Genomic DNA, 12,389 nt, shown 5'->3' with positions numbered 1-12,389 from the left:
ACGGACTTTTTGACTACCTCTAAAAGGTTAGGTGACAACAATGAGCGTGACAATAACGATAAAAGACCTAGTAAAAAAATATGGCGATACCACCGTCATTCCTGAGTTGTCCCTGGAGATTAAGAAGGGTGAATTTTTCACCCTTCTTGGTCCTTCGGGATGCGGCAAGACAACGCTGCTGCGCATGATTGCCGGCTTCAACAGCATTGAAGGCGGAACGATTAATTTTAACGAGCGTGTCATTAATCAAGTCGAACCGGGTAAGCGGAATATCGGGATGGTGTTCCAGAGCTATGCCATCTTCCCTCACCTCACCGTCAAAGGAAATATCGCATTTGGACTTGAGAATCGAAAATTATCCAAAGCGGAGATTAGCTCCAAAGTAGATGAAATCTTGAAGGTCGTTCAAATCGAACAATACAAGGATCGCATGCCGAAGAACCTGTCCGGCGGCCAGCAGCAGCGCGTTGCGCTAGCCAGAGCGATCGTCATCCGGCCGGATGTGCTGCTGATGGATGAGCCGCTATCCAACCTGGATGCCAAGCTGCGGGTCGACATGCGGAACGCGATCAAAGACATTCAACGAGAAGTCGGAATCACAACCGTCTACGTAACGCATGATCAGGAAGAAGCGATGGCCGTGTCCGATCGCATTGCAGTTATGAAATCAGGCATCATTCAGCATCTGGGCACGCCTCAAGAAATCTATCAACGTCCTGCGAATGTATTCGTTGCTACCTTTATCGGTCGCACGAACATTATCGAAGGAAGCTTAACGCGCCAAGCGAGCAGCTATAGCCTGCATTTCGGTTCAAGCTATTCGGAAGAAATCTCTAACATTCAACTTCCGGTATCGAATAAGCAAGCTGAACTTAACGTCAAAATTTCGGTTCGACCTGAGGAATTCATTATTACCGAGGATCAAACCGGCATGAAGGCGACCATTGTACACAGCGTATTTTTGGGACAGAACACGCATTACTTTGTCGATTTGGAATCCGGTCAACGCGTGGAAATTACGCAGGAATCGAAAACCGCACAAATACTAGAACCTGGTCAAATCATTTATCTGAAAGTGAAGACGGATAAAATCAATGTATACGATGCCACGGGTGAATTGAACTATACAAGGGGCGATCAGCTATGAAGGGGACGCGCAAACGATTTGACGTCTGGACTAACATTTCGTTCCTGATCTTTGCTTTCTATATTTTGTTCCTGGCCCTGCCTTTATTTACGATGCTGTTCAAAAGCTTTTACAACGGTACGACTGGTGACTTTTCACTCGCCTATTTCGTGAAGTTTTTCAGTAAACCTTACTATACCAATGCACTATTCAACAGTATAAAAGTAACCGTCTGTGTAACCGCCCTTGCGGCTATCATTGCAACACCGCTTGCCTATATCATGGCTACCGTTAAGATTAAAGGGAATTCAACCATTCGGATATTGATCCTGCTCTCGTCGATGTCGGCTCCGTTCATTGGAGCTTACTCCTGGATCTTGCTGTTAGGTAGAAGCGGCGTCATTACCAAATTCGTAAGCAACACATTTGGGATTACGATGCCTGATATATATGGCTTTACGGGTATTTTGGTGGTATTGACCCTGCAAATGGTCCCTCTTATCTTCATGTATGTATCAGGGGCACTTAAGAATGTGGATCAATCGCTAATGGAAGCAGCAGAAAGCATGGGCTATAGCGGCTTCAGCAAAATGCGCAAAGTGCTGCTCCCGCTCATTACGCCAACCTTGCTCGCTGGCGGTCTGCTCGTATTCATGCGCGCACTCGCCGATTTCGGTACGCCGATGCTGATTGGTGAAGGGTTCAAGACAGTCCCTGTATTGATCTTTAACGAATTCATCAGTGAGGTCGGCGGCGATGACGGCTTTGCTGCCGCAATCAGCGTCATTGTCGTATTGTTCGCAACCGCGATCTTCCTGCTGCAAAAATTCGTGGCCAATCGCAAAGCCTTCACGATGAGCGCGCTGCACCCGATTGAAGCCAAGAAAAAAAAAGGAATCGGCAACATAGCAGCACATGCAGTCATCTATCTGTATACGTTAATCGCGCTTTTGCCGCAGCTATATGTCATCTATACTTCATTCCTGAAATCGAACGGCCGAATCTTTGTTGACGGATTCTCGCTGCAAAGCTATCGGGATGCCTTCAATAATATCGGCGGCGTCATTACGAACACGTTCTTCCTAGCCATCGTGTCGCTGGTCGTCATTATCCTGCTCGCGATTCTGATCGCTTATGTAACTGTTCGTAGAAAGAATGCTTTAACGAACACACTTGATATTTTCACGATGTTCCCTTATATCGTGCCTGGCTCCATTCTAGGGATTGCCTTGTTGATTACGTTCAACAATAAGCCGCTGGCAATAAGCGGAACCGCACTCATCATGATCATCTCGTTCGTCATTCGGCGTCTTCCTTATACGATTCGATCGAGTGCAGCCATTCTGCATCAGATTAACGATGGGATTGAAGAAGCAGCCATCAGCCTGGGGGCTTCCCAGATGAAAACGTTCTTCAAGATTACCCTGCCGATGATGCTGGCAGGCGTGGTCTCCGGTGCAATTTTGAGCTGGATTACCATCATTACTGAATTAAGTACCTCTATCATCTTATATACAGGCAAGACGAAGACCGTTACGGTTGCCATTTATACCGAGGTCATTCGCGGGAACTATGGCGTTGCCGCAGCACTGTCCACGATTCTTACCGTCATTACGGTCGTATCGCTGCTCGTCTTCCTTCGATTATCCGGACAAAAAGAAGTCTCACTTTAAAAAGTTGCTTTTGAACCCGTATTTTTAATAGATTCATCTACATCCAAGTCGGTACCTGCAGCATGAGGGCCGGCTTGGTTGTATTTGGATTATCAGCTGTCAACTGCGAGTCAGTATAATAGTGTTGAAAGGGCTTATCATAGGTGGAGGGCGACATGGAACAAAAAAAGATTCGTAACTTCAAGGAGTCAACCCGTCACTTATTTCGACTCTACACGGTTATTCCGTTTTCCATTTTAATCGTATTATTTCTTATTTTCACCATTATTAATGGAAGAATGAACTTAACTCAAAAAACATCGGAGGCTGCCCAATCCATCAGTCATTCCATGGCAGAGGTATTTCAACAATATAACGAAGAAATCAATCGGATGGCCGTCTCTCCTGCTGTGATGAACTATATGACCACGCATTTGGGCAGTGATAAAGTGTACTCCGAATTCTATGAATTCAACAGTAACCAGAAGGTCAAGAGCATCTTCCATATCGTCGATACGAATGGCATCTTCCGGGCTAGCTCCGATTCGCCGGATGCGCTGTATTCCAACTTTGCCTTCAGCAATCTCATTAACCGGATCAATCAGAGACCGAACGAGACACTGACCGAAATGAACAGCTTCCGTTACTCGCATGATCGCGATACGAGCTATACATTCGGCAAAGCGATTGTCAAGGACAAGCGAACAATAGGATATATCGTCTATCAACTGTATGAATCCGACATGCAGAAGCTTATTTTTGAACAAAACAATGAAATTGCGATGATCACCGACGAACATAACACGATAATTGCCACAACCAGCAATGTCACCAAGGGCGTGCTGAACAAATTCAGCCCTAAGCTCGACGTTCAAGGGCATGTACTGTTGAACGACGGGACGTACTACATGTATTCCAAGCGCATACCGGGCACACCCATTCAAGTGATCACGCTCAATTCCTACAAGTCCGAGCAATACACCTACTACACGGTGTCTGTCTTTGTCCTTGCTGCCAGCCTGCTGTTATGGGTCATCATTCATTTCCTGTCGAACAAAATGTCTGCTCGCAATTCCGAATCGATCGATAAATTAGTTCTTGCTTTGGCACAGCTGCGCGAAGGGAATTTCAATGGCTATGTCGACATCCAGACGGATGACGAGTTCGAAATTCTCGGCGATGAGTATAATGCGATGCTTGATCGGTTAAAGGATTTGATGAAGAAAAATAAAGAGCTGTCCGAGCTCCGCACCATTATCGAAGTGAAGCAGCTGCAATCCCAATTCCATCCGCATTTTATATTCAACGTGCTGGAGACCTTGCGCTATGCGATTAAGATTGACGCGAATCAAGCGCAGGACATCGTCATGATTCTATCGAGACTGCTTCGATACAGTATCGGGAATGATCGCAGCGTCCAGCTGAAGGATGACATGAATTATGTGCGGGATTATTTGAAGCTGCAGCACATTCGATTCAATGAACGACTGGAGTACCGGATTTCAGTAGCGGAGGAAACCCAGGATATATATGTCCCTAAGCTTTTGCTTCAACCAATAATTGAAAACGCTATCAAATATGGCTATCAGAACCAAAGCAATGTGCTTATTGAAATCCGTATCTATCCTTCTGCCGGGAAGCTGATGCTGGAGGTTTGCGATAACGGGCAAGGCATGGATGAGGAAACGTTGCAGAACGTCAATCAACTCTTGCAAAGCCAAAATAACACGACACAGCATATCGGGTTATACAACGTTCATCGCCGTTTAGTGCTTCTCTATGGCGAGGACTCCGGCATCCACATCGACAGCACGCAAGGAAAAGGCACCTGTGTGACACTGACAATTCCTTACGAAGGGAGTGGAAATGATGTTTAAAGTTCTGCTTGTTGAAGACGAAGATATGATCCGCAGGGGAATACGGTTCAGCATTGATTGGCTGAAATACGACTGTATCGTGATTAAAGAAGCGCTTAATGGACAAGATGGCTATGAAAAAATCTGCGATCTTGAGCCGGATATTGTCATTACGGATATCAACATGCCGATTATGGATGGCATCTCCATGATTCGAGAGGGACTGCAGAAGCATACCTTCAGCAGCATTATCATCTCCGGCTATAATGAATTTCATCTCGCCAAGCAAGCATTACAGTTAGGCGTAACCGAGTTTCTAGTGAAGCCATTAGAGGATGACCAATTGATTGCAGCACTGGAATCTGCCAAGGCAAAAGTAGACTTAATACGCAAATATGAAATCATCTCCAATCATCCGCAAGAAAAAGAAGAGATTCTGAACAGCAAATTTTTGGAGAAAGAAACGAAGACATCGAAATATGTGTCCCGAATGATCACCTATGTGCAGGAGAACTATGCCAAGAAAATCAGCATTCACGACCTCGTGGAGCAGCTTGACTTAAGCGCCTATTACTTGAATCAAAAATTCAAGGCAGAGACAAGCTATACGTTCAATGAGTTCCTCAACCGCTATCGCATCCAAAAGTCGATCGATTTACTGAAATCAGGCGATAACAAAGTATATACGATCGCGCAGGATATCGGCTTCAGCGACTACAAGTACTTTATTAGCATCTTCAAAAAGTACGCCCACGTCACGCCAAGCCAGTATCAAGAATATTTCGGGGATAAGAACGGATAGCCTAGTAACTTATATAGAAGACACCTCTTCGGTAAGGCGGTGATTGCTTGACTCCTTCACGCGACGAAGAGGTGTTTTTCTATTGCGGTGATGTTGTCTCTAGTTGAACTCAACTTATTTCATCGCATTTGCATTTTCAACAATCCCATTCCAAAGAAAAAACACCCCCTACATCGCTGCCCATCACGATTTCTTGGAGGTGTTCATCACTGTTGCGTATTCAGGAGTATACTACTTTAAAAGCCTCTTCCACTTTTGGTAGAATCGTATCCCATTCCGCATCCGCTTTCTTGCTGATCGTGACAAAATCATTAATCCCGAAAATATTATCGATACCTTCGATGCTCAACAGAGCACGAGCCAAGGGATGATCTGTTTCAGCACCGCTTTTCAGAGATGTACTTGCGGGACCTTCAAATATTCGTTCACTCGTATTGAACTTGACTGCATTCGGATTCGGTGTTGCCTGAACATTGATTTCTATTGCCATGTAATCACTCCTTTCAGTGCTATTGTAGCATGACATTTTGAGTCATACTACTTTTTCGCTAACGATGCCCACGTGTTTTCAAGCCATTTATCGAAGTCAGCGCCCTTGTCACCTTCGTACGTATCATACACATCAATTCTCATCTTTTTTAACTTCTCTTTGAACTCTTCATACGTATGACCTTCTGGCAAACTCTTCTTAATTCTCAACAAGATTTTAGTAACTCCTTTAATCAAGTCGCCTTTTTTCCTTGATGGCAATTGGACATCTTCGCCAATTTCTTTGAGCTTACGAAAAGCAGCCTCTTGAACTTGATACACATCATCGCTAATCATTCTATACGTTAGTAGATTGATTGTTTGTTTGTTTTTCCACTGACCTAACTCTTCAACAGCATCTAAACGTTCTCTCCAATTAGACGTTCGATTCACAGATTTTTTTAATTCCTCATAATTTGAAGGTAATTCGCTTATCACATCTTGATTATCCAAACGATCCCATCTCCTTCTGCTTCAAATCCCGTTTTTTCTGATTCTGATTCAACTTTTGTTGTAAAGATGTCCTATATTTCGGATTTTTCACTTTTATCCTTTATTACTGCTGGGCTCTTTGCGCCATCCGCTTTTTTAACACCTTTGCTTTTATAAGGTTTTGGTTTGTTTTTTGCTCTCTTTTCACTAGCTTGCCATCTATTCCAACCCTTTTTGTCCGTTCCTCTACCTGTTCCACCTTTACCCTTAGCTTTACTCATATAATCACTCCATGATTGTTTGTATGTAGAGTTCCCCGTCCTTGGTTGGTTTTATCCATTTCACACGGTTATTTAACCAAACATAGTGAAATATACACCATCGTTAATCTGCGGCCCAATCATTTAAATTCCCACTAACCCCGTTAACTAGCTTACTATATCAAAGCTAGGTACTAAAATCAAAAGCCTAACCCCTCCATAAAATTTACCTCATTTAAATCATTTTTATCATCCATAACTTTCACATTCGCTCGTTTTAGAATAGTTTGCACCAGTAAGTTTTGATCCAACACATTGCTAGACATTCGCCGTAAGTCATTTAATACTGCCTCTTTCAATTCAATTTGATTGATGAAATGGGAAGTGCATTTTTCAACACCTGTTTTCTGATAAGTTCCGCAGACATAGCCTTTGCGGTCATACTTGTAGTTCATGCCTTTACCGCAATCTTCACAAAATGCCAATCTAGCGAATAACGACTTCTTCTCTCTGCCTCGATATATCCGATCAGCCATCTCTCGCCTCTTCTAATGAACGGCTTTAAACTGTTCTCTAGTAACTAGAGGTTCATGATGGTTAGGGACGATAATCCAATCGCCCTTGTCAATTTTCTTCCGTTTATTATATCCCTTCTTTTGAAGATGAATTTTATCCTTGCCATCAACCTTCGAACGCTCGTGGACTAGATCTCCTGTATAGTGCGGTCTCAGTATTTGGAACAAGCTTCCCAGGTTTTACTTTATCATAGCCTAAAGGTGCTGTTCCGTGAAAAATCCTTCGTTCCCAAGGATTCTTGCTTGGTTCAATTATCAGGACGATTGGGCTAGAACATAATGCAGTTACTTAAATAATTGACATAGATTTAACCTCCTTCTCTTCCTGCTGCGGATTCTTTTTTCACATGAAGGTGCCCTTGACTTTTGAAGCAAGCGCTTCTATACTATTACAGAACGATCATTACAAAACAGGAGGCGATTATCTTGCGCCCAAGAGAATTTGATCTTGACGATATAGTGGACGCAGCCATGCAAGTTTTTTGGCAACGCGGTTATTCCGCGACCTCGATTCAAGATTTGGTCGAAGGTACTAGCTTGGGCCGTAGCAGTATATACAATGCCTTTGGAAGCAAGCATGAACTTTATGAGCACTCGCTTCGCCGGTATCAGGAGTTAAAAGCCCGGAAGATTGCGGTGCTCTTTGAACCCGGTTCGGTTAAAGAGCGGGTCCGGCAGCTGTTGATGGACGTCGTTGACGAAGAACTCGGCGATGAAAAGGGGCTCGGCTGCATGACTGCGAACGCAGCGCTAGAGCTTGCAAGTCATGATGAGGCGATAGCTGTAATCGTGTCGCAAAATTATAATTATTTAGAGATGGTATTGTACGGGGTATTTTGTCACGCCCAAGAGAACGGTGAAATTGCTTCAAACAAGAACGCTCGCGCACTCGCTCGGTTTGTGCTGAGCACGATTCAAGGGCTGCGGGTATTAAGCAAAGGCTGTCTTGGTCAAAATCGGCGACAGCTCTTGCTTGATGTGGTCGATGTAACGATCGATGCACTTTAAAGAACGACCTTGACACAAAATCGTAATCCAGCTCTGATAACCTGCATCCAATGCAGGAATTTTTTTTCCTGTTTTGTAACGATTGTTCCAAATTAGACTGACGCAATGCATGTCCTGCGTGCAGATTCCATTCACCTATAGGAGGTTTTGAAATGTCAAATACTAAAAACTCAAAGCAATTAAAAACGATCGCGGTACTTGGCACCGGCATCATCGGTGCGCCTGTGGCGCGCAATTTGCAGAAAGATTTGTTTGCCGTGCGTGTTTGGAATCGGACACGTGCCAAGGCGGAGGCGCTTGCATTATGCGGTGTTGATGTGTTTGATACGCCCCGGGAAGCTGTTGATGGGGCGGACATTATTATTACGCTTCTCAAGGACGGACCGGTCGTATTGGACGCGATGGAATCCGCTGCGCCTGGTTTGTCCAAGGGGGCGATCTGGATTCAGATGAGTACGGTCGGAATCACGGCGATCGATGATCTGGCGGCCTTTGCGAAGCGGCGGGAACTGAAGTTTTACGACGCACCTCTCCAAGGTACACGTCAGCCTGCGGAACAGGGACAACTTGTCATTCTCGCATCTGGACCAACCGAAGAGCGAGACAACGTACAACCGATTTTTGACGCCATCGGCAAACGTACCATATGGGTTTCCGATCGGATCGGAGCGAGCAGCCGTCTCAAGTTGGCACTGAACAGTTGGGCTTTCGCACTGACGCATGGTGTCGCTGAAAGTCTTGCGATCGCAAAGGGGCTCGGCATCGATCCAGCACTTGTAGTGGATGTCGTTAAAGGTGGTCCGATGGATAGCGGATACTTTCAGCTTAAGGCCTCATCCATCCTCGCGGATGACTATACAACCAGCTTTTCTATCGCTAATGCGGTCAAAGATGCGCAGTTGGTTGTTGAAGCTGCTGAGCAGGCGGGTATCCAAGTGGATGCTACGGTTGCCGGGCTGCAGAGATTCCTGCGAGCTCTCGAAGCTGGGCATGGTGACAAGGATATGGCTGCATCCGGGTTAGTCAGAGTAGAGCGATGAGTACGTCCGAAAACAACAAATCGGTTGCATCTGACTTCCAAGATGCGCCTAAGGCAGATTCAGATCGACTTCCCATTTGGCGGCTGTTGGCGTTTACGATGGCAGGCTTCATCGCAATAATGACGGAAACGATGCCAGCAGGCTTGATGCCGCAAATCGGTCGAGGCCTCGGCGTCTCAGAGGCGCTGGTGGGCCAACTCGTGACGCTTTATGCCTTTGGCTCGGTGGTGGCAGCGATTCCGCTCATTGCCGTGACGCGCAGTTGGCGCAGAAAACAGGTGTTGCTGCTGGCGATTGGCGGACTGTTCCTCTTCAATACCGTAACCGCATTGTCCGCCAACTATGCGCTGACACTGGCAGCACGATTCGTTGCCGGCATGGCCGCAGGTTTGACATGGGGACTGCTTGCGGGCTATGCGCGGCGGATGGTGCCGCATCATCTGCAGGGGCGCGCTTTGGCGATTGTGGGGGTGGGCCAACCTGTCGCTTTGTCTTTAGGCGTGCCGCTGGGCACCTGGCTTGGAACCTTTTTCGATTGGCGAGGCGTTTTTGGGATCATGTCCGCATTCGCGCTTGTCCTGATCGTATGGGTGCTGGTAGCGGTTCCCAATCATCCTGGCCAAACGACGCACCAACGACAGCCTGTACGCAAAATTTTTATGACACCCGGGGTTCGCACGGTGTTGTTTGTAATCTTTGTTTGGATATTGGCGCACAACATCCTCTACACCTATATCGCGCCATTTATGGCCCATGTTGGACTCGCCAACCATTTAGACCTCGTCCTGTTGATCTTTGGCGTCTCATCCGTAGTCGGGATTTGGGTTACTGGCCTGTTCGTTGACGGCTGGCTTCGCGTACTGACGCTTATTAGCCTTGCTGCGTTCGCCGGGGCCTCAATGGTACTAGGAATCGCCAGTGAAGCGCCGTTAATCATCTATCTCGGCGTTTCTGCTTGGGGCCTTACTTTTGGTGGTGCACCAACGTTACTACAGATAGCTATAGGGGATGCCGCTGGAGAGGGAGCTGATGTGGCGCAGTCGATGCTGGTAACAATCTTCAACCTCGCGGTTGCCGGGGGAGGCGTTGTTGGCGGACTGTTGCTGGAACACATGGGGGCAGGAACCATCCCTTGGGCGCTTGCACTACTGAGCCTTATCGGCTTGTTCACTGCATGGAAGAGCAAGGCCCACGCTTTTAAGCCTGGTCGTCGCGACGCAAGATGACAACTCTGCTTTCAGCCCTAATTGCATCTGATTATCCACCGAATGGTACGGTATTGGGCTACATGTGAGATTGAGGTTCAGGGAAAGCTGCGCTTTACATCATGAGGAACCGAACTCACAATTGTCTGTTTCAGCTTTTTTCTTTTTCTGCTGCTCTTTCGTTAAGCGAACGGGCGCCCTGGTGAGTGGTTCATTTGCAGAGCAGAAAGATTCCCTGTTTCATCATCCTAGATGTAGCCTTTTACGGTTTTGACACTTCGATTCAGAATAGACGTAATCGGAGTAAGCATGTCTATTCAATGTTTCATGACTTATTCGACATGCAGGGATGAATTTCCTTACCACCTACTGAAATAACCTTATAGAAAGACATATGATTATCTTTAACTATCAAATAAGGGGTTTTAAAGTTGGCAACTAATAATAAGAAGTTAATTGAACTCCCCGCATTTGGAAGGGCTCTTCGGAAGATTCGAAAAGAGAACCAACTAACCCAAGACGAACTCAGTTTATATTCCCGTGTTGATCGGTCTTATATTAGTGAACTGGAGAATGGAGAAAAGGCTCCCTCTTTACTCACCATTATCTCGTTAGCCAAAGCATTACATATTAAACCATCCGTTCTCATAGAGAATTTCGAGATGGAGTTGGAAGAGTAATCATTTTATACTATGTTGTAACTAGCAAAAGGCTGATTGGGATTCCAATCAGCCTTTTTCAGTATTAATTATTCACATTCTCCAAGTATAAATATCTTCAAGAAATAACGTATATGCTCAACCAGAAAGATCCTCTACAGATTGCTATGGCAAAGAATGTGTTAAGAGAGATATTACCTGTAGAATGGTATCATGATGAATTATTGGTCAAATTACAATCAGAAAGCTTAAAGTCAAACCCAGGCGAATCTTCGGTATATTGTAATAATGGTTTTCAGCTGCTTGAAATCTTGATTGAACGAGTGAGCAGTTTAAGTTATAGCGAATTTCTTGAAACCTATATCAGCAAGCCTCTTCATTTAACCTCTACCATAACACCACGTGATTCATTTGATAGAGACAGGCTCACAAAAACTTATTTTCCTGGGATGGATCAGGCTTTACCCGTTGAGAATGCCAATCTCATTGGGACAGGAGGCATCTACTCCACGGCCGAAGAAGTAAGTAAGTTCACTGAAGTATTAATCGGGAATCGAACGGATATTTTATCTGAGAAGTCAGCAAAGACCATGCAAAGTCATGAGTATAGAAAGGGAGTGTGGGTTTCTGAAGAGACAAACACCATTAATTATGGTCTTGGTTGGGACGCCGTCCGTTTAGCACCGTTTAGTGATTACGGAATAACCGCATTATTTAAAGGTGGAGATACGTATATGTATCACGCTGCTTTGACTACCCTACCCGAACATGATATTTCTATAGCTGTGCTTTCATCGGGAGGGAGTTCTACCTACAATAGTATTTTTGCATCTAATATTTTATTGGAATATACAAGAACCAAAGGCATCATTAAAGAGATCCTACCTAAAAAAACATTTGAACCTCCATTGAAAGTGGACATGCCATCCGATTTGCTTGCTTACTCTGGATTATACGGCACCGTAGGTAAAACGGTATGGGAACATAGAAATGGAAAAAACTACTACGCTTTGGATGAAAAGATAACTTCAATCATGTATCTGACCAAAGCGCTGTTGGCCAAAAATATATCCGTTGATATCAACCATGGATACGCATCCGGCACTAAAATTGTTGATAACTCAACTTTCGCAGAGCCAAAATTAGCTTAACAGCACGTACTGCATGGATTTGAGAACGATTGGATTATCCACTTGACGAAAATAGAAAAACACCGCTTCGTTTGGTAAAGTGAGAGTGTCGAACA

The 12,389-nt window shown here is 45.1% G+C and carries 13 protein-coding genes and 1 pseudogene; 9 read left to right on the top strand and 5 right to left on the bottom strand.

Features of this window, described 5'->3' with window-relative positions:
- Positions 1 to 40 precede the first annotated feature (40 nt).
- The 4 genes from LQV63_RS21045 to LQV63_RS21030 all read left to right on the top strand — a co-directional run bounded on the left by LQV63_RS21045 (position 41) and on the right by LQV63_RS21030 (position 5,436).
- Positions 41 to 1,147, top strand: a complete 1,107-nt coding sequence (locus LQV63_RS21045) for an ABC transporter ATP-binding protein (RefSeq protein ID WP_233698174.1) — start codon at positions 41 to 43, stop codon at positions 1,145 to 1,147.
- Positions 1,144 to 2,799 carry an ABC transporter permease gene (locus LQV63_RS21040; RefSeq protein ID WP_019419996.1) on the top strand — a complete coding sequence of 552 codons (1,656 nt, stop codon included), beginning with the start codon at positions 1,144 to 1,146 and terminating at the stop codon, positions 2,797 to 2,799. Before LQV63_RS21045 ends, LQV63_RS21040 begins: the two co-directional genes overlap by 4 nt.
- A gap of 155 nt (positions 2,800 to 2,954) precedes the next feature.
- Complete coding sequence (locus LQV63_RS21035) at positions 2,955 to 4,655, top strand: sensor histidine kinase (RefSeq protein ID WP_233698173.1); 1,701 nt, start codon at positions 2,955 to 2,957, stop codon at positions 4,653 to 4,655.
- Entirely contained in the window at positions 4,648 to 5,436 is a 789-nt protein-coding gene (locus LQV63_RS21030; RefSeq protein WP_233698238.1) for a response regulator transcription factor, read from the top strand. Before LQV63_RS21035 ends, LQV63_RS21030 begins: the two co-directional genes overlap by 8 nt.
- Before the next feature lie 220 nt (positions 5,437 to 5,656).
- Here the strand turns inward: LQV63_RS21030 and LQV63_RS21025 are convergent, their stop codons facing one another.
- From LQV63_RS21025 to LQV63_RS32115, 5 genes are all read right to left on the bottom strand, one after another.
- Positions 5,657 to 5,926: a NifU N-terminal domain-containing protein gene (locus LQV63_RS21025; RefSeq protein WP_233698172.1), complete on the bottom strand. Its 270-nt coding sequence runs from the start codon at positions 5,924 to 5,926 to the stop codon at positions 5,657 to 5,659.
- A gap of 47 nt (positions 5,927 to 5,973) precedes the next feature.
- Complete coding sequence (locus LQV63_RS21020; RefSeq protein ID WP_233698171.1) at positions 5,974 to 6,417, bottom strand: HEAT repeat domain-containing protein; 444 nt, start codon at positions 6,415 to 6,417, stop codon at positions 5,974 to 5,976.
- Between the two features lie 71 nt (positions 6,418 to 6,488).
- Positions 6,489 to 6,677, bottom strand: a complete 189-nt coding sequence (locus LQV63_RS21015; RefSeq protein ID WP_019419991.1) for a DUF3934 family protein — start codon at positions 6,675 to 6,677, stop codon at positions 6,489 to 6,491.
- 179 nt (positions 6,678 to 6,856) lie between these two features.
- The gene (locus tag LQV63_RS21010) at positions 6,857 to 7,192 is read right to left on the bottom strand and encodes a zinc ribbon domain-containing protein (protein ID WP_019419990.1); all 336 of its coding nucleotides are present in this window, start codon (positions 7,190 to 7,192) and stop codon (positions 6,857 to 6,859) included.
- Between the two features lie 12 nt (positions 7,193 to 7,204).
- Positions 7,205 to 7,399, bottom strand: coding sequence for a recombinase family protein (locus LQV63_RS32115; protein ID WP_407672946.1), 195 nt, complete (start codon positions 7,397 to 7,399; stop codon positions 7,205 to 7,207).
- Positions 7,400 to 7,657: 258 nt separating this feature from the next.
- On the opposite strand from LQV63_RS32115, the gene LQV63_RS21005 reads away from it, so the two are divergent.
- From LQV63_RS21005 to LQV63_RS20985, 5 genes and pseudogenes are all read left to right on the top strand, one after another.
- Positions 7,658 to 8,239: a TetR/AcrR family transcriptional regulator gene (locus LQV63_RS21005; protein WP_019419988.1), complete on the top strand. Its 582-nt coding sequence runs from the start codon at positions 7,658 to 7,660 to the stop codon at positions 8,237 to 8,239.
- 152 nt (positions 8,240 to 8,391) lie between these two features.
- Entirely contained in the window at positions 8,392 to 9,279 is an 888-nt protein-coding gene (locus LQV63_RS21000) for an NAD(P)-dependent oxidoreductase (RefSeq protein ID WP_233698170.1), read from the top strand.
- A complete protein-coding gene (locus LQV63_RS20995) occupies positions 9,276 to 10,505 on the top strand; it encodes an MFS transporter (protein WP_233698169.1) in 1,230 nt (409 codons plus the stop codon). Before LQV63_RS21000 ends, LQV63_RS20995 begins: the two co-directional genes overlap by 4 nt.
- A 410-nt stretch (positions 10,506 to 10,915) precedes the next feature.
- Complete coding sequence (locus LQV63_RS20990; protein WP_019419984.1) at positions 10,916 to 11,164, top strand: helix-turn-helix domain-containing protein; 249 nt, start codon at positions 10,916 to 10,918, stop codon at positions 11,162 to 11,164.
- 191 nt (positions 11,165 to 11,355) lie between these two features.
- Positions 11,356 to 12,267: pseudogene (locus LQV63_RS20985) on the top strand (serine hydrolase domain-containing protein); the annotation flags it as partial.
- Positions 12,268 to 12,389 lie beyond the last annotated feature (122 nt).

Source organism: Paenibacillus profundus (assembly GCF_021369635.1).
GTDB classification, from domain to species: Bacteria; Bacillota; Bacilli; order Paenibacillales; family Paenibacillaceae; genus Paenibacillus_B; species Paenibacillus_B profundus.
The sequence above is the reverse complement of the archived record's forward strand: the minus strand, read 5'-3'. Positions and strand labels throughout refer to the sequence as shown.

Bases quoted from the DNA above. Each gene is read 5' to 3' on its own strand.
- LQV63_RS21040 (WP_019419996.1), top strand. From the start codon at position 1,144: ATGAAGGGGACGCGCAAACGATTTGACGTCTGGACTAACATTTCGTTC.
- LQV63_RS21045 (WP_233698174.1), top strand. From the start codon at position 41: ATGAGCGTGACAATAACGATAAAAGACCTAGTAAAAAAATATGGCGAT.
- LQV63_RS21025 (WP_233698172.1), bottom strand. From the start codon at position 5,926: ATGGCAATAGAAATCAATGTTCAGGCAACACCGAATCCGAATGCAGTC.
- LQV63_RS21000 (WP_233698170.1), top strand. From the start codon at position 8,392: ATGTCAAATACTAAAAACTCAAAGCAATTAAAAACGATCGCGGTACTT.
- LQV63_RS21035 (WP_233698173.1), top strand. From the start codon at position 2,955: ATGGAACAAAAAAAGATTCGTAACTTCAAGGAGTCAACCCGTCACTTA.
- LQV63_RS21030 (WP_233698238.1), top strand. From the start codon at position 4,648: ATGTTTAAAGTTCTGCTTGTTGAAGACGAAGATATGATCCGCAGGGGA.
- LQV63_RS21010 (WP_019419990.1), bottom strand. From the start codon at position 7,192: ATGGCTGATCGGATATATCGAGGCAGAGAGAAGAAGTCGTTATTCGCT.
- LQV63_RS21015 (WP_019419991.1), bottom strand. From the start codon at position 6,677: ATGAGTAAAGCTAAGGGTAAAGGTGGAACAGGTAGAGGAACGGACAAA.
- LQV63_RS20995 (WP_233698169.1), top strand. From the start codon at position 9,276: ATGAGTACGTCCGAAAACAACAAATCGGTTGCATCTGACTTCCAAGAT.